Genomic DNA, 18267 nt, shown 5'->3' on the forward strand with positions numbered 1-18267 from the left:
ATTATTAAATAGGGGTGAGCGAGTGTTTAAACGTTATATTTGTAGTCTACTATGTATGGCAATGTTGCTGGGTCCATGGAGCACATGGGCATATGGAGAAGAAGGGCACGGAGAGGCGGCAGCTTCTCAGTCTTCTTCGTCTTCCACTCCACAGATTATTACCAGAGCATGGCTTGCGCAGCAAACTGGTAAAGATCAGGCTTGGGTCAATGCACAGTTATCCAAAGGCTATACTTTATATGATATTTATAAAGCTTGGCAAAAAGATGGTGGAGAAAATTCATTACCGGAACAAAGTCCAAGCTTGTGGGTACAGCAGAATGGGCTGACATTGAGCACAAATGCAAAGGCGGAACCGTCTGATGAGTCGGCTGAGCTGAAGGAAGGTGAAAAGCCCACTCAGACCGCCCAGGATGAAAAGGCAACTCAACAACCGCTAGATAAGGAAGAGGATAAAGCGCCGGCTCTAGACACGACTGAGATGGATATACCATCCATCCCCCGTGTAATTGATTCCGTATATGCGCCGACTCCAGGAGAAAACAGTCTGATCGGGCAGAATTTACTTCAACAAAGTTTGTTGCAGGTATCTGCTACAACAGATGTGTATGCTCCTTTTGATCAAGCGGCGCTTGCACAAAGCAGGCTAAGTGATGATACTTCGCGTTATGGGCTGGATTACGGTGACAACAGTGTGTTCACCGCTTCAGGACAGCTTGCCGTGCAAAATACGGACTTGGTGTTGCCGGGTTCATTACCCTTTGCACTGACTCGTTTGTATAACAGTTCATTGGCAAATAACCAGATTGGTGTGCAGCAAAATGGAGGGTTGTATACAAACGCCAGTGCCATCCGTGAGGAGGAAGCAGCTTCTGGTCTGGGAAGAGGCTGGAAGTGGGATCTTCCTCATATACAGAAACTGGATGGTAAGCGGTATTTGTATATGCCGGGAACAGGCTCATATGAGGTAAAAGATGATTTTCAGCTTGAAGGATATGCCTACAAAGATCTCAAGATCAGTACAGATCAAAGCGCAAACGTGCAGGGAGTAAGCAGTGCGTACAAAATAGCAGTACTGAATGGAAATAACTATTATCTGGATCAGGACGGTTATTTGATTTTAATCCAGGATGCGTATAAGAATCGGGTGGAATTTGATTATACAAGTTCTGGTGGAGCAAAGCTCATTCGTTCGATTCGAAATAATGATGGCAGAGAGCTTGATTTCACTTACAATGCTGGACAGCTTGTTGTTAAAGAGCAGGGCACAGACCATCAGTACACCTATCGTCAAAGTGGCGAGGGAAGCAGCAAGGTGCTGTCAGAAGTGTTGGATTCTCTTTCCAGAAGCACAAGCTATGCGTATACATTCATGGACGCTCCTTTTAATGTGGTCGTAGATGGTGAAGGAAAGACTGGAGCCCTACAGCAAAATGCATCGGCGTTGCTTACACGAATTGTACGACCTACTTCATCAATCACAGACATTCGTTATGAAGCATTTAACAAGCAGATAGGTGTATACGGTACACAAGGCGTGTTCAAGGTGGTTTCACGCGCTGATATGTACAGTACAACCGCAGGCAATCGTTTTTTAAATAAAATTGATTTCACCTATTCCGGAGAAGATCTAGCCAACTATGGGAAAAACGCTGAATGGACGGTAGTTGCCAAAGGGACACGTACAGCGGAAACCTTCCATTTCGGTAAAGTCTTTAGAGGAAATAACGCACCGGACAAGCTTGTTCTAAACAGCTATGATCAAGAGGGAGATTCTACCGGCTATCATATAGATTACACGTATAATGATGCCATGGACTGGAATTTGCCTGTGCAAATGCGAGAGTCCTATACGGAGGGAGGTTCTTCATCAGAACCTGTAACGACCTTCTATGACTACAATGAATATGGTCTTCCTTTGAAAATATCCCAGAGTACGGGATCGGAGACTGTTCATACGTATAGAACCTCTAATGAGCCTTTTTTCTGGGTTCAACCCGCTCAGACGGTCAACAAAATAAGTGAAGGAAAAACGTTGACGACGGTTCGCACCTACAAGTCAGAGGGCAATTTGTATGAGCTAAAAAACTATGAAGGCACAGAGCAAGGAAAGCTATTATCGCACAGCTCTACTTTTTACAATACAAAAGGGAATGTAAGCAGCCAGAAAATTCAAATTGATGACAGAAGCGATGCTAATGTGTCTATTGATTATGATTCTCCTTATGGTTCTTACCTCCCAACAAGGCAGCTTTTGCCTAAAGGTGTCGAGTATACGTATGATTACTATCCGACCGGAGAAATCAAGTCCCAAACAGATGCCAAGCGCAAAACGGAGTCTTATGTGTATGACGCAATGGGGCGAGTAACAAAGGTTACTTATCCGGACGGCACTCAAACTGTCGTGGTGTACAAGGATGATACGAATGATGTCACTGTTACCGGACCCGATGGCGTAAGCGTTGAAAGATTGTATAATCCGTTCGGGCAGATGCTCCAGCAGCAGGTGGATGATGCAATCTATGGTTATGGTTATGATGATCATGGAGATATGGTAGAAAGCACGGATGCTGAACAAGCAACCACTCGCTACGCCTACGATGCTTTTGGGCGACCTGTAAAGACGAACTATGCGGATGGAACAACAGATACCGTGGCGTATAATACGGTGGATCGTACCGTTACTCAGACGGATGCCTCTGGCTACCGTATACGTGAAGTATCGGATGCTCTAGGTCGTGTGACCTCCACACAAGAAGCTAAAAATGGATCATTTCAGCCGCTGGAGTCGCTAGCATACAATCATGCGGGTATGGTCACTAGCCGGACGGACGGTAACGGTCAACGCATGATCTATGACTACGATGCTCTGGGACAAATGACTTCGGTCACAGATCCATCCGGGCAGCAGGTTAGCTATATGTATGATCTGGCCGGGAATTTGAAGACCGTTCAGTATCCTGATGGGCAAAAGAATGTGTATTCCTATGACGAGCTGGGCAGACGTACTTTACTTGAGAAATCGAGCGGAGGAACCACGTTAAATATTTACGATACGGATGGAAACATCACCCGTATGCTGACGGGGAAATCGGACGCAATCACCTTTCAATATAACGCTGACGGATTGGTTACCGAAGCGGCGGGTCCCGATTTTAAAACCAATTATACCTACGATAACGCAGGACGAAGAAAAAGCATGACAGATGGGCAGGGAACGACCTCCTATGCCTATAATTTAACAGATGGATCGTTGACCGGGCTGAAGTACCCGGACGGCACGCAAATAAACTATGAGTATAACAAGCAGTCTCGTACAGGATATGTGCTGACAGATGCTTCCGGGACGTCTATGCATGTTCAATCCAAGCTGGACAGCTTGGGCCGAGTTACTCAAATGGACGTTAGCAGTGGAGCCGGTACAGCAAACATACAGAGCCAAGCAGGAGCGACGGCTGCTACGGGTGGATCATTAGATCGCATGACGTTTGAGTATGCACCGAATGGTTTGCTGAAAAGTCAGGCTTCAAGCAGAGGGCTGAGTACACGATTCAGCTATAACGGACTGGATTTGTCCGGGGTTACGGTGGAGCAAGGTGGTACGGCATTACACCAATTTGGTTATGAACGAGATGGGAATAAAAACATCATCGGACGTACACAAAACGGAACAACAGACCAATTTGGATATGATCCGTCAAATCGAATTGCCAGCGAAGCCGCAGGTGAGAAGAATAAGACCTATGGCTACGATCCGAATGGAAACCGAAGCGCCGAAGGCAGTGGCAAAGTGTTCGGTATGAAGAACGCTGAATATACGTATGATTCTGTCAGCCGTCTGACAAAGGTGAGCGGTGAAGGCAAAGAAGTTGGGTACAGCTATAACGGAGACGGGCTACTGTACGAGCGTACAGAGGGCGACAAAACGACCCGGTATTACTATGACGAAGAAGCGAAGCTGATTGCAGAAGCCGAGGTCCAAGGTGGAACAGCGAAAATCACCTACGCTTATGTGTATGACTTGTCCGGTCAACTGTGGGCCAGACAAGACAAAGCAAGTGGACAACTGCAATACTATCAGCTCAATGGTCACGGTGATGTGGTAGGACTAAGTGATAGTTCGGGCAAGGAACTGAATAGCTACAGCTACGATATCTGGGGCGGCCCGGAGAAGGTCAAAGAGACCGTTCCGAACGTGCTGCGTTATGCTGGCGAGTATTGGGATGACACGACTGGGCTTCAGTACCTGCGGGCTCGCTGGTACGATCCGGGCACAGCCCGTTTTATGGGCGAGGATACGTATCAGGGGGAGATAAACGAGCCGTTAAGTTTGAATGGATATACGTATGTGCATAATAATCCATTGACAAACAGCGATCCAACCGGGAATTGGTGCACAGCAACGGTTAGGGGGAAATATTATTCTCACCCTGGATATTGCAGTGGCTCAGGTAAAAATGCAGACTATATTCCAGATTCCATTTCCATTAATTTTGGTCGGTCTATTTACGCTGCCGGAGTGAAACAAGGTACATGGTATCCTAAAGGCGCGACTCGTGTTAAATGGGATAAATCAGGTATATCTGATGCAGTTATGGGTTGCTACTATGATGTACAGTGTGCAAGTTTTGTAAGTGGTTCCCTTGTAGAAGGACCTGCAGTAGCAAAAATAACTAAAGGTAAAAGTGCCAGTACGGGTAAAACAGTAAAAGATGTTATAAGTAAATGTAATTGCTTTACAGCAGGTACTAAGGTTCAAACAGACGAAGGAGAGAAACCAATTGAGGATATTGAAGTCGGGGATAAGGTTCTTGCTAAAGATGATGAGACAGGTGAGATGGCTTACAAGGAAGTTGAATGGCTCTTCCAACGTGATGTTGAGGAGATATATAATATTACTGTTGGCGGCGAAGTCATTACGACAACCGATGAGCATCCATTTTGGATTGTTGGAAAAGGTTGGGTTAAATCCAAAGACGTATTAGTAGGTGATATTCTTACAACCTCGAATGGCAAGGAATTAGCCATTGAGAAAATAGAGGTTAAGAAGGAGCATGCCACTGTATACAATTTTATGGTAAAGGATTACCATACGTACTTTGTATCCAATCTTGGAATTTGGACGCATAACTCATGTCTTCCCGATTCTCGTTGGATTCAACGAGACACCTATAAAGAGTTAAAAAGACTAGGACTAAATGAACAATTTGACCGAGCAATGAAAAAGGGATTAGCAATTACTCGGTCAAATGATAATGGGATTATTTTTCTATCAAAAAGTGAGCAATTAATGCAAAAAGGAAACTTATACACATATAAGTTAAAGGTGGCAAAGGCCTCCAATCACGTAAGGGTATATGGCAGAATTGATAATAATGGTAATTTATTGTTTGATTACATTACAAGTGGTAAGTAGGAGGGAAAATGAATTTATTAGATCTTGAGAAAATTTTTAATGAAGCATATCTTTTTGAAGATGTAAAAATTAAGTCGGTCAAATTACTAGAAAAACTAATATTAAATAGTGATTCAAATTTTTTGAAGGAGGAAGAAGAAAAATTACCAAATGACATTAAATTAAAAGATTTTAGTGTACGTTATAAGTGTACAGAACTATTTCTTAATAACCATGATAGAATATATCCATTTTTTAGAGTTTGCCTTGAATTACTTCATCCAGAGACACAAATTCAACAATATTACTATGATATTGAGTATACAATTGACGGTGAGTTTTCGGATGAGTATTTTGGCATGTATAAATAAACATTTTTTATATCTTGATATTAGGCCTTGGGGCTATGTTCCCAAGGCCCTTCTTTTACCCACATCATAGCTGAATGAAATGGAAACTTTGAAAAAAAAGACCCTCTTGTAGATCATTTGTGTTTTAATCAAACTATTGAAAACATGAGAGACATGTAATAGCAAAATTAGAATATTGATCAAACAATCGGTATTCAGGTCCCTATACAAAACTAAGTGTGAACGGCCAAATTTTCACGGAGATCTAATTCGCTTGTACTCTTCGTAACTCCGGCCAATTTATTCACAACTTTGTAACCTTCTCTGGCAGGGGGGTTGCGAGATTGTTTTCAAATTGTTTTACTATATTTACCTACTATAGTCTGGTAATCTATTAATATATATAGGGGGAACGAAAAGACGTCCGGTTCAGTCGGTTGAGATGCGTTTATGTTCTATATGTTGAGTGAATGTCTATATTGCCATGTCCATATCGTCATGTCTGTATAACTTCATAGACAAGCTAGAGATAGCTCCCGCACATTATAAAATACAGCACAGGATGGTGTAATGAATGAAGCTTTTAAATGCAAAATGGATGGCTGTATGCTTGATGGCAATCTGTTGTTTGGGTTTGCTAGGTATACATACGAATACGGCGAGTGCACAAGCGAAGGCTCCTTTGCTGGGGGTCAATGATGTGTTGCTAGATTCGAATACCATTCAGCCCGTAATGAAAAATGATAAGTTGTATGTTCCTATCGTTACATTAGGGCAAAAGATGGGGATTTCTACTTCGGCCAACGGAAATACATTGGTACTGACTGGACATAATCGCAGCTTTACGCTGGATTTGAACAAGGGGGATGTGTTCGAGCGTGGAGATCGTACAATGGTGCCAATTCGCACTTTGACCGATGCGTTTGGCTTCACTATTACGCTTCCAACAAGTAATCTGTATCGAATTCAGAACGCAAATGCTAGCTTGTCAGATGCACAATTTTTAAATACATTCGCGACACAAATTAAACAGTACGCAGCTGTCAAACCGGGCAAAGCCAGCAATTCAGGCAACAAGGGAACTGCCTCATCATCCAGCCGTACGATTTATTTGAGCTTCGATGATGGTCCTACGGCGCATACGTCGCAGTTGCTGGATATTTTGGACAAATATAATGCGAAGGCTACTTTCTTCATGCTGGGACCTGAAATTCGTCAACATAGCGCAGTGATGAAAAGAATGGTAGAGGCGGGTCACGGTTTGGGCTTGCATGGGATGACGCATCAGGTGAAGAAAATCTATGCATCCCCGGCAGCAGCACTCGCAGAGATGAATCAGGATAACGAGATTTTATTTCAGGCCACAGGGAAACGCACTTCTTTGATTCGTACACCTTATGGCAGCAAACCATATTTGAAGAAAGCATACCGCGATCAACTGACAGGTGCAGGCTATCATATTTGGGACTGGAACATAGATTCGAATGATTGGCGTTATACTAAAAATCCAGAGCATTTTGTACAGACTGTCCTAAGTGATATTAGAAGATTGAAAAAGCAAGGCAGAACACCAGTCGTTCTTATGCATGATAAGCCATCTACGATCAAGGTGCTTCCACAAATCATGGCCGCTTTGCAGAAAGAAGGATATTCGTTCGAGCCGTTGAATGATAACCTGACTCCGCTTAATTTTTGGAATGATCATCGTTAATTGAATAGCATGAAAGAAAAGACACCTTTTCAACCATTATATAGTGGTTGAAAAGGTGTCTTTTTGTTGTATTCGCTCGGAATTGTGAAGTTTGCAGCATGCTTTATATGAATCTATGAATTCATGTCTATGCACAGGTCATATGACTTTACGGGTTACCACGTCGCTGCATATATTACAGTAACCGCCCCGAGAGGAGGAGAGGTATGAATATTAATCCGAGTATGTTTAGTATGATTTGCGCTACCGCAGGAGCCCTTATTACGTTTGCCTTTGGCGGCTGGAATCAGCTAATGGTGCTATTCACGGTTGCAATGGCTGTTGATTATGTGACTGGAGTCGCCGCAGCAATTAAGACTGGGCAAGGTTTAAGCAGTAAAGCCGGCTTTTGGGGGCTGGCTAGAAAGGCTTTAATGCTAATGGTAATTTCTTTGGCGCATCATGTGGATCTCCTGATGGGTACCGAAATCATGAAAGGGGCGACAACGTATTTTTATTTATCCAATGAATTGATCTCTATTACGGAAAACTGTTCACGAATGGGTCTGCCGCTCCCACCGAAGCTCAAGAATTTTTTTGCCCTATTAAAGGACAAGGAGTCTGATGGTAAAAATGGCGGAAAAGATCGCTAGAATTACAAAGTTTCTTTCCGTATGTGGGGCGTTATGATAAAATTTTCAAGAGAACATTTTAAGATAAGGAGCCTATACGCATGATTAAACATATTGTTTTGTTCAAATTGAAAGACCGCTCCCCCGAAAGCATTGAGCACACGGCATCCATCTTGCGCAGCATGAACGGCAAAATCAAAGAGCTGCTGTCACTCGAAGTAGGTACGGATGTGATTCGTTCGGAACGTTCTTATGATATTTCCCTTACCGCAGTTGTCGAAACACTGGAGGATTTGCAAACGTATCAGGTACACCCTGTGCACCAGGAAATTATTGTACACATGAATGAAGTAAAGGATGTATCTATCGCAGTTGATTATGAAATCTAAAGCGATTACTGGAGGTGTAGGACCTTGTATTATGTCAACCGGGAACAAATTGAGCTTCGACTAGGGGCTGTTCCCGACATTGTCGCCGGACTTCGCCAGACTTCTGCTGCCTGGAACGGCGATCTGTTGCAGGGGCTAGTGCAGGAGCGCTGCCTTCATCTGGCAATTGAGACGGTAACGGACGTAGGAAGCTATATCATCGACGGATTTATTATGCGTGACGCTAGTAGCTATGAGGATATTATCGGTATCATTCATGAGGAGGGTGTACTGGATGATACCGTATTTCATTCGCTAGTAGAGCTGGTAGGCTTACGTAAACCCCTAGTACAGGAGTACTTCCATTGGGACCGGACAAGCCTTCACCCGCTTACACCAAAGCTGCCTGGGTTGCTGGAGCTTTTTGCATCTAACGTGCATGATTATTTAAAAAAGGAATTGGGTCCCCAGCCCGAGGGAGTGTAAAGGCAAAAGTGACGGATAAGTATATCGTACCCGAAATGCCCACTAGGCGCATGATCATGACATTATTGAAAACCCAGGGACCTGTGGGCGTCGGAAGCTTGGCAGCTCAATTGGGCATTACCGAAATGGGAGTGCGCAGGCATCTCAAATTGATGGAGCAGGATGGTCTGATCGTGGCTACGATCGTGAGACAGGCGATGGGACGTCCGACGTTTTTATACAGCCTGAGCGAGCAGGGAAGCGAGCAGTTTCCTCGTAATTATGATCATCTGTTACTGGAACTGTTAGAGGAGCTGGACGAAGAGCAGGGAATGGAAGCTGTTTACTCGCTGTTTGATGGTAGAAAACGTAAAATGATGAAGCGCTACGCCCCTCACATGGAGGGGGAGACTACACTGGCTTCACGTGTGGAAAAGCTTTCGGGCATCCAGAATGCTTCCGGATATATGGCAGAGTGGCACGAGGAAGAGGATGGTAGCTACTCTATTGTGGAATACAATTGTCCTATCTCTCAAATTGCAGGCCGTTACCGCAAGGCTTGTGAATGCGAGCAGCAAATGTTTGAGGAGCTGCTTGATGCCGAGGTTGTTCGTGAGGATTGTTTGGCGGATGGGGGCCGTTGTTGCCTGTATCGTATCCGCTCTAAAAAAAAGTAAAACTTTTCATGCTTGTTTCCTGTATCATGACAAGCTCTCCATGCTTATAATGCACTAACAGATGGGCATTCGCCCGGGCACAAGGGAGAGATGATGATGAAGGAGAACTGCAAAAGTTTTATCCGAGGCGCGTTGGCAGGCAGCATTATTGGTTCGGTTGCTGCTTTGTTATTTGCCCCTAAGTCTGGTCGTGAGCTGCGTCAGAATATTACAGATCAGGCGCGCAACGTAAGTGATAAGGGACAGGAGCTAGCGGGGAAAATTTCAGACACCTCAATTGAGTATACTGACAAAATTAAGGAGACAGCCTCAGCCGTCATTCATGAAATTGGGCAATGGCGTAAAAAGGGTGAAATTATTCCTGAGGTTAGTATTTCATCAGCGACTGTTCAAGAAGATACGGAAAAAGATGCTCTGTAACGGTCTGTAAAACGTAGGTGAAACACTGAAAACGGTTTGAATTCGTGGCTTCTCCCGTTGGGGTGGAGCCTTTTTATTGATCACTTCCTCGTTTTAGGGTAATCTTTTGGGGTACCTTTTACATTAATACGACATAAGGTATGTAGCAACGGATAGCTTTCCGAGATGAAACAACTCATATTTGAACAAAAAAGGAAGCGGTGTGTACGTGCAGCAAGCGATTGCAATATTGGATTCCGGTGTAGGAGGTTTGACGGTTGTAAAAGAAGTCATGCGTCAGCTTCCACGGGAAAAAATCATTTATTTTGGAGACACTGCGCGCACTCCGTATGGCCCCCGACCATCGGAAGAGGTTAAAAAATTTACAGAGCAAATGGTTGATTTTCTGATTCAATTTGATCCGAAAGTCATTATTATTGCTTGTAACACGGCTACTGCCGCGGCATTGGACTATATAAGCCAAAAGGTATCCATTCCGGTGATCGGAGTCATTCACCCTGGGGCTCGTGCTGCGATTAGCGCGACGGCTACCGGGCATGTCGGGGTGATTGGGACTGTCGGTACGATTCGAAGCGGAGCGTATACAGCTGCGCTCAAGCAATTGTCTCCTTATGTAGACGTGGTGAGCCATGCTTGTCCTGCGCTTGTTCCATTGGTGGAACAAGGGTTATTCCGCTCCAAGACGACATCGCAGGTTGTGGAGGAGACATTAAGACCTATTCAAACGTATCCGATTGATTGTCTGATTCTTGGTTGTACGCATTATCCTTTTTTGAAGGAAACGATTCAAGAAGTCATGGGGCCTGCAGTAAAGCTCATTAGCTCGGCAGATGAAACGGCGCGTGAGACGAGTACCATTTTGTATAACAAAGGCAAGTTGGAAGCTGGGGACGAAACGCCGGTACATCAGCTTTTTTGTTCCGGCGATCCTGAATTGTTCCAGCGCATTGCCGCACAGTGGCTCGGGGAGCAAATTCGCCAAACGCCTGTCGTCTGGCAAGTCACCAATTTGGATTAACGAGACAGCCGACTTTTTTTGTCATTGGACAAAAGAAGTCGGTTGTTTTGCTTTTCGCTACATCAAGACACGCCGCGTCTGCATAACATGCAGTAAGGCAGATGGAAGGGGCGTAGTAAGATGAGGGAATATATCGTTCAAAAAGGAGATACATTGCACCGGGTCGCCTCGGCTTTTAAAATATCGGCGGATACTTTGATCGTAGATAATCCGTGGGCCGCCACGCAACCCTATCTGATTAGTGGTCAAGTGTTATATATTCGTCCGTCTACGGATCGTAAATACGTTATTCAGCCTGGTGAGTATGCAAGACAGATTGCCAAGCAGTTTGGTGTGGAGCTTGATGAGTTACAGCTAGCCAATCCAGGACTTGCGGAGCATGATTTTACGGAAGGAAAAACTATTGTTATTCCTGAAGACCATCAGGATCAGATTGTACGATTACGTGGAGAGTATGGATATGAAGATTTAAAGGAAGACCTAGCGGCCTTGGCCCTCAGATATCCGTTTATTGAAGTTGGCAGCATTGGCACCAGTGTCATGGGGAAGGATATTCCTTATGTACGTATTGGGCAGGGAACCCGTAAAATTCATGCCAATGCTTCTGTTCATGCTAATGAATGGCTGACGACGCCTTGTTTGCTGCGTTTTATAGAGCAATATGTACAAGGGATCGATGGGACTGAAGAACATATAGGGACCTCTCAATGGGTGTATGGAGGTTCTCCGCAGGATTTGCTGGAGCATACATCCCTATGGGTGGTTCCGATGGTCAACCCGGATGGGGTAGAGCTGGTGCAACAAGGTGTACTCCCAACTCATCCGTTGTATCATGATCTCAAAAAGTGGAATGAAGGACGTGCTGATTATCGCGGTTGGAAGGCCAATATTCGTGGTGTCGACCTCAACGATCAATTTCCGGCATATTGGGAAGAAGAGGTACGCAGACGCGGTAAAATAGGTCCGTCTCGACGAGACTATGCAGGACCTGCACCTTTGTCTGAACCAGAGTCCAAGGCGCTTGCCGATCTGACGGAGCGCGAACAGTTCGACATGGTGTTATCCATACACAGTCAGGGACAGGAGATCTATTGGAATTATCGGGATCTAGAGCCTAAGGAGAGCCGAGATTGGGCCTTGCGGCTAGCTGCCGCAACAGGGTACCGGGCGGTAAAGCTGGGTGGGAGCGATGCAGGGTACAAGGATTGGTTTATACAGCGATTTGGTAAACCAGGGTTTACCGTTGAAGTCGGTCTAGGTGTAAATCCGCTGCCCATGCGTGATTACGATGATATTGCAGCAGAAGTGGGCATGTTAATGGCAGCAGTGCTGTCATGGTGAAAAATTCGGCCTACTGAAACGTATCGAATCATTTGCGCGTATTAGGAGGAACACGTTTTTTATAAGTGTTCCTCTTTACATGTCCCTTCAATGGGGTATATATACTTAGGAGCATTGGAAATGGAGTGAACAACTATGAAGTGGAAAAGATTACTATCTCTCCGTCAATGGTCACATGTATTTCGTCGTATGCCCCGATTTATTACTTCATCAAGGATTCCGCTGGGAGAAAAGTTACTCTTTGCGGTGCCTGTATTGCTCTATTGGGTATTACCTGATGTCATGCCATTTATGCCCATCGACGATATTGGTGTGACGCTATTGCTTATGAATTGGTTTGTCACCCGTGCCGAACGAAAATATCCAGATGTGCTTGAAAAACAGCATGTACGTGTTCGGTAGATAAGCTTATGAATTTCGTGATTGCGATTTTTCACGATTTTCTTTACAATAGGAATATTGCCTTTTGCTATGCTGAATATAATTGTGATCTATTGGCTCATGATGATGTTTCAGACGCAGCTATGCTGCCATAGTACCTCTTTCCCTCTGGGATAGAGGCTAATTATTTGAGTTGTTGATTTTACCCGCTAGGTTGTGTGGTGTGGATAGGTATCCAATGAACCACATTTCATTTAATGAATATGAAGGAGATGAAGTTTGATGAACTGCAAAATTACTCGTAACGCAGCTAAAGTATTGAAACTTGAACTGGATAAGGAAGAGAACCAAGGGAAGAGCCTGCGCGTTGTTATTACTCATGCTCATGGAGATCATGCTCATTACGGGCTGGATTTGGACACGCCTAAAGAAACAGATACTGTCGTATCTACAGATAAAGGCATTGACGTAATTTTGGAAAACGGCCAGCCGCTGCTGGATGGTGTAAAAATTGATTACTTGTACTTCCCCGAAGAAGGATTTGTCATTACTAACCCTTCCCAAGGTAATCACGGCGACCACTAAGCCGGAGCTCGGAGGGATGACAGATGGCCAATGATATTCGCGTATGTGATGAATGCAATCATATCCGCTTGAAAACGATCTTGCCCAAGTTGCAAAAGATGGCACCAGATGCCGAGATCAAAATCGGCTGCAAATCGTATTGCGGTCCTTGTGGGAAACGAGCGTTTGTATATGTGAACGGACGTTATGTGAGTGCGGCCACAGAGGATGAAGTATTGGAGAAGGCTGCGCGCTTTATCAAATAGTTCCAGTACGCAGCATTCGCAATTTTTGAATAGTTCTCCTTCTTCTGATCCATGCTAATGGATGTAGACCACTGCCCAGAAGGAGGAGTGACTCATGGCCCAATATGATTCTAATCTCGACAATCACAGTGTTGAAGCTCAAACACAAAACTCGGTGGACAGGCTACACAATGCCGTCTCTCAGGCATTGTCACATCCGGCTGAGCAACTGATTGAACAGGCGGAGCAATCTCGCACTCATGCGGAACATGCCATACAGCAGGCAAAGGATAGCCTTTGTGACGACTCAGTAGAAGTTGCAGAGGACATGCTTGGTGAAGAGGTACAACGGCTTGAACAAGCTAAAAAAACGTTGCGTTCCTAGCGCAGTCGAGTGACAATCCATATAAAAAAGCACGATCCACAGCACTTACAAGCTGATGGATCGTGCTTTTTTGTTATATACAGGGTGGGTATGCGATCGGCATCCTTAAAAGAGTTCGGGGAGGATGCTATGTCAGCAACCTCCCACAGAAAGTCTATTAGATACAGAAGGAGTTACTTCTTTGTTTGTGGTTCCCATTCGCGAATAAGATCGTATGTGATAACCTGATCAGATATGTTCAACCGATTGAGAGCTTCGGTATAGCCCGGTCCGCAGGCGTTTACATCTGTAGGCTGGCCTGTATTCAGGTTGTAACAGGTCCCTTTGGAAAATGTACCGTCTTCAGATGGAATGTAGTACACTCGTCCATCGGTGAAAGCACCAGTACGCAGCACAACCATACGAGGCTTCCCGCTAAACAGATCGTTTCCCATAAAATGATATGGTTTTGTAGAAATCCCAAGTAGGTGCATTACGGAAGGCGTCAGATCCAACTGACCTGCCGGTTCCGTATACGTGCCCGCCTGACTTCCGTCGGGAAGATGCACAAGCAATGGCACCTGATTCATGATTTTCTGCATGTCCAGATCCGTAAGTGGCTTGCCTAAAAACTTCTCATACAGTGCTTTGTCTTTAATAGAATTGTCATGATCCCCATAAAACATCAGGATCGTATCATCCCACAGTCCGTCTTTCTTCATCTGATCTACCAATTCGCCCAGTGCTTCATCTACATAATGGACAGATTTCAGATAGTCTCCGAACATGGTACCTTCAAACTCGCCAACGTCTAAATCTACCGCGTCAGGTGACAGGTTGTACGGATGATGGCTGGAGATACCGACCATATAGGCGTAGAACGGCTGCTTAACTTCGGTGGTGAGATCATTGAGCGTTTGACGGAAAAAGGATTTATCTCCCAGTGACCAACCCAGTGGCTCATCTATTTTAAAATCTTTTTTACTGTAGAACTTGTCATAGTTCATTGCCTTATACATGGTGTAACGGTTCCAGAAGCTGCTGTCATACACGTGAAACGCATTGGGACTATACCCAGTATCCTTCAAAATGGAAGGTAACGTATCGAATTTATGGTCCGCATAACGGATAAATACCGAGCCAGTAGGGAGCGGATGCAGCGAAGCATGTGTAGAGAAGTCCGCGTCCGAAGTACGACCCTGCGCAGTCTGGTGAAAATAATTGTTGAAATACATGCTTTCCTTCGTCAGTTTGTCAAAGTTAGGCGTAATCGCTTGACCGTTGATCTGTTTACCGATAAAAAAGTTCATGAACGCTTCAGCTTGTATGACCATCACGTTTTTGCCCTTATACTTGCCAGATAGATCATTTTTAACCTGAAGCAACTTTTGGTGCTGATTAAACCATTCCTTATCCTTATCGGATTCTGCTTGAGCCAATGTAGGCTGGGGACCAAGGTGATCCTGACCATAGCGGTAGATGTCATATCCATGAAATCCGATCAATCCGGTTACGTTGTACAAGGCCATCGACCACCAGTTGCCGACAAATATGCCAGTTGCCCATGTGGAGGTATAATATTTGATCGGCCCAAATGTCAATACATAGCCAATCAGGAAGGCCAATGCCCCTTTGGAGAAGCGAAGCAGGAACCTCCTTGTGAACGAGCTTCGGGATGCTTCTAAATAAGTATCATTCGTTGTAAGTCGACGTCGTAACGAAGCCACAAATATGACATACGGAATGAATAGAATCCAGTCTGCAAAAAAGAAAATGTCCCACCAGTACATAAGGGATGCGATACTTCCGCCCAGAGAGTCAACTTGTCCGGCTTGAAGTAAGACGGGAATCGTAATGAAATCCTGGAAATACCGATAATAAACCATGTCGGAATAAATGAGCGCGGTGAGCAAAATATCGAGCACCACAAGAGCAATCAAACGTCCGCGACGTGGTAGCCATAAGGTCCAGAAGCTCACAAGTAAAAGAGAACCAATAGCGATGACATAATCCAGCGGATTCATGTCAATATTTTGGGCATGCAAGTTATAGTGAATCAGTACGAGCTTGCCGATCATAAGTACAAAAAACAGACCTAATCCAAAATATCGAGACAGCAGCACTCTGCTGAACGTGTTACCAGTGCGACTTGCACTGGACGTGCGAATAACCAACACTTTACCCCCTCCGGCAGAAATGTTCGGCTAGTATAAACTACATATTAACGTAATGTTAAAACCGAAATGCCTTTAATTATTATAGCGCTCATCTCGCGCATTTCAATGATTAAGTAAAGAAAATACAGCACAAATTAGGCCAGAAGAACGAACAGAGGGTTCGTTTCCTGGCCTAAACTTCATCATATTTAAGGCTGCAACGGCGAAGTATCTTTGCGGCGCGGAGGCAGAGGGCCTAGATACTGATAGTATTGGCATTCAATACGGCCGTTAAACAACTTCCGGCGCTTGTCTGCTTTACGACCCCAATAATGCTCAAATTGCTTGGTGGAGCTGATGGCAAAGAAGGACCAAGTCTTCATTTCGGCTGCCGTGCGTGAGAGTGAACGGATCAGCTTTTCCACCTCGGATTGCTCGCTCAGCCTCTCGCCATAAGGTGGGTTTGTAATCATCACACCATATTGTCCTTCGAGTCTGACTTTAGTTACAGGCATTACCTTAAGAGGGATGTCTTTAGCAAAGCCTGCTGCTTTTACAGCTGCCTCAGCAACTTGTATGGCATTTGGGTCGATATCGCTACCTGCAATCTCAAAAGGAATGTCATCGCGGGTCAAATCCATCGCTTCGTCGCGAGCCTGATCCCATAATTCTCTGCCAATGACAGGCCAGTCTTCCGAGTTAAAGGTACGTCTCAGGCCTGGTGCAATGTTCCAGGCTTGCATGGCAGCTTCGACCAATAAAGTACCGGAACCGCAGCATGGGTCATAGAATGGTCGGTCAGGGCTCCAGCGACTAAGCTGAATAAGAGCAGAAGCCATCGTTTCTTTGAGAGGCGCCTCTGTAACGAGCTTACGATAGCCGCGTTTGTGCAGTCCTGGACCGGTCGTATCAAGTGTCAGCAACGCACGATCATTCAATAGAATGACCTCAATGACGTAACGAGGGCCATCTTCAGCAAACCAATCTGTGTGGTAGGTTTCCTTGAGCTTCTCTACAATCGCCTTCTTGACGATTCCCTGACTGGCTGGTACGCTACTAAGCTGTGATTTGTGCGAACGTCCCTCTACGGGAAATTCACCATCTACAGGAATCCAATCCTGCCAAGGCAATGCTTTGGTACCCTCGAACAGCTCGTCGAAGGTAGTTGCAGCAAATTCACCCATTTTTATAAGCACGCGGTCTGATGTGCGAAGCCACAGGTTACACCGGCATATATCCATATAATCTCCGGTAAAAACGACGCGGCCATTTTCTACGGTCAGATCTTCGTATCCGAGTTCTCTGAGTTCCCGGGCCACGACGGCTTCAAGTCCCATTGGCGCAGTTGCAATTAGTTGCAGTTGAGTCATTAAACGTATTCACTCCGTCCCCATAATCATGTAAGCTTGGTTCAATCCCTATAGTATAGGTCATTGTACTCGAAGAGACAAATCATTAAGGTAAAAAATTTACGAAGGACACCACGTCCAACCTGAGCTATGATTAAGCAAGAAGGAGAGATGAACCGTGGAAATTACACCAAATATGACGCCTGAACAATATGTAGACCAGCTGGTACGAGAAGATGAAGCACTGTGCAGTATTAGGGAGGCTATCGTTAAAGAAGGTATGCCGGAAGTATCCGTTGCTCATCCTTACGGAAAACTGTTGACCTTTCTAATTGAAGTATCTGGCGCACAGCATGTATTGGAAATCGGCGCATTAGGCGGCTACAGTGGATTATGTCTGGCCCGTGGGCTGGGAGAAAAGGGCCGCATTGTGTCACTTGAGCTGAAAGAAGCGTACGCAGCGCTGGCACATCGACATATGGAAAACAACGGCTACGGTGACCGTGTCGAATACCGTATCGGACCCGCAGCGGATAGTTTGAAGGAACTTCAGGAAGAGGGAAGAACATTCGATTTTTTCTTTATTGATGCAGATAAGGAAAATTACCCAGTGTATCTGGAATATGCGATTGCTCTGGCGAATCCGGGTGCCATTATTGCGGGAGACAACTGTTTCCTTCGCGGACGGACGCTGAATACGGATAAGAACGGCCCTGCCGTCCAGGCCGTGAGACGTTTTAACGAAACGATAGCAACAGATCCGCGGCTGGTCAGCACGCTTTTGCCAGCGTACGATGGATTGGCGCTAGCTCGAGTTAAATAGCGTTCATTCCCCATGTATAGCCACATATA

General features: G+C 45.1%; 17 protein-coding genes. 15 read left to right on the forward strand and 2 right to left on the reverse strand.

The window, feature by feature from the left end:
• Window positions 1-22 precede the first annotated feature (22 nt).
• From NLX82_RS10280 to NLX82_RS10345, 14 genes are all read left to right on the forward strand, one after another.
• On the forward strand, window positions 23-5416 hold the full coding sequence (locus NLX82_RS10280; RefSeq protein ID WP_075154018.1) for a polymorphic toxin-type HINT domain-containing protein: 5394 nt from the start codon (window positions 23-25) through the stop codon (window positions 5414-5416).
• 8 nt (window positions 5417-5424) lie between these two features.
• Window positions 5425-5766 (forward strand): hypothetical protein, encoded by a 342-nt coding sequence (locus NLX82_RS10285; RefSeq protein WP_069079873.1) that lies wholly within the window; start codon window positions 5425-5427, stop codon window positions 5764-5766.
• A 553-nt stretch (window positions 5767-6319) separates the two neighbouring features.
• Window positions 6320-7456, forward strand: a complete 1137-nt coding sequence (locus NLX82_RS10290; protein ID WP_068940234.1) for a polysaccharide deacetylase family protein — start codon at window positions 6320-6322, stop codon at window positions 7454-7456.
• A gap of 206 nt (window positions 7457-7662) precedes the next feature.
• Window positions 7663-8088: a phage holin family protein gene (locus tag NLX82_RS10295; RefSeq protein WP_023987985.1), complete on the forward strand. Its 426-nt coding sequence runs from the start codon at window positions 7663-7665 to the stop codon at window positions 8086-8088.
• A gap of 80 nt (window positions 8089-8168) precedes the next feature.
• Window positions 8169-8456 carry a Dabb family protein gene (locus tag NLX82_RS10300; RefSeq protein ID WP_013309679.1) on the forward strand — a complete coding sequence of 96 codons (288 nt, stop codon included), beginning with the start codon at window positions 8169-8171 and terminating at the stop codon, window positions 8454-8456.
• 24 nt (window positions 8457-8480) lie between these two features.
• Window positions 8481-8921, forward strand: a complete 441-nt coding sequence (locus tag NLX82_RS10305) for a DUF86 domain-containing protein (RefSeq protein WP_068940238.1) — start codon at window positions 8481-8483, stop codon at window positions 8919-8921.
• Between the two features lie 8 nt (window positions 8922-8929).
• Complete coding sequence (locus tag NLX82_RS10310) at window positions 8930-9577, forward strand: helix-turn-helix transcriptional regulator (RefSeq protein WP_068940240.1); 648 nt, start codon at window positions 8930-8932, stop codon at window positions 9575-9577.
• 96 nt (window positions 9578-9673) lie between these two features.
• Window positions 9674-9997: a YtxH domain-containing protein gene (locus NLX82_RS10315; RefSeq protein WP_068940242.1), complete on the forward strand. Its 324-nt coding sequence runs from the start codon at window positions 9674-9676 to the stop codon at window positions 9995-9997.
• 208 nt (window positions 9998-10205) lie between these two features.
• Window positions 10206-11015, forward strand: coding sequence for a glutamate racemase (racE, locus tag NLX82_RS10320; RefSeq protein WP_023987989.1), 810 nt, complete (start codon window positions 10206-10208; stop codon window positions 11013-11015).
• Window positions 11016-11135: 120 nt separating this feature from the next.
• Window positions 11136-12356, forward strand: coding sequence for a M14 family metallopeptidase (locus NLX82_RS10325; RefSeq protein ID WP_068940244.1), 1221 nt, complete (start codon window positions 11136-11138; stop codon window positions 12354-12356).
• Between the two features lie 135 nt (window positions 12357-12491).
• Window positions 12492-12758 carry a hypothetical protein gene (locus NLX82_RS10330; RefSeq protein ID WP_023987991.1) on the forward strand — a complete coding sequence of 89 codons (267 nt, stop codon included), beginning with the start codon at window positions 12492-12494 and terminating at the stop codon, window positions 12756-12758.
• Between the two features lie 261 nt (window positions 12759-13019).
• Window positions 13020-13322, forward strand: coding sequence for an iron-sulfur cluster assembly accessory protein (locus NLX82_RS10335; protein WP_013309686.1), 303 nt, complete (start codon window positions 13020-13022; stop codon window positions 13320-13322).
• A gap of 23 nt (window positions 13323-13345) precedes the next feature.
• Window positions 13346-13567, forward strand: coding sequence for a YuzB family protein (locus NLX82_RS10340; RefSeq protein ID WP_007429791.1), 222 nt, complete (start codon window positions 13346-13348; stop codon window positions 13565-13567).
• 94 nt (window positions 13568-13661) lie between these two features.
• A complete protein-coding gene (locus NLX82_RS10345; RefSeq protein ID WP_254347971.1) occupies window positions 13662-13931 on the forward strand; it encodes a hypothetical protein in 270 nt (89 codons plus the stop codon).
• Window positions 13932-14104: 173 nt separating this feature from the next.
• Here the strand turns inward: NLX82_RS10345 and NLX82_RS10350 are convergent, their stop codons facing one another.
• Together NLX82_RS10350 and NLX82_RS10355 are read right to left on the reverse strand one after the other, a co-directional pair.
• Window positions 14105-16087 carry an LTA synthase family protein gene (locus NLX82_RS10350; RefSeq protein ID WP_254347973.1) on the reverse strand — a complete coding sequence of 661 codons (1983 nt, stop codon included), beginning with the start codon at window positions 16085-16087 and terminating at the stop codon, window positions 14105-14107.
• 188 nt (window positions 16088-16275) lie between these two features.
• Window positions 16276-17436 carry a THUMP domain-containing class I SAM-dependent RNA methyltransferase gene (locus NLX82_RS10355; RefSeq protein ID WP_076264303.1) on the reverse strand — a complete coding sequence of 387 codons (1161 nt, stop codon included), beginning with the start codon at window positions 17434-17436 and terminating at the stop codon, window positions 16276-16278.
• Window positions 17437-17593: 157 nt separating this feature from the next.
• Between NLX82_RS10355 and NLX82_RS10360 the strand changes: the two genes are divergently transcribed.
• Window positions 17594-18238 (forward strand): class I SAM-dependent methyltransferase, encoded by a 645-nt coding sequence (locus tag NLX82_RS10360; RefSeq protein WP_160789850.1) that lies wholly within the window; start codon window positions 17594-17596, stop codon window positions 18236-18238.
• Window positions 18239-18267: the final 29 nt, after the last annotated feature.

The organism is Paenibacillus sp. A3M_27_13 (assembly GCF_024213315.1).
Lineage (GTDB): Bacteria > Bacillota > Bacilli > Paenibacillales > Paenibacillaceae > Paenibacillus > Paenibacillus polymyxa_B.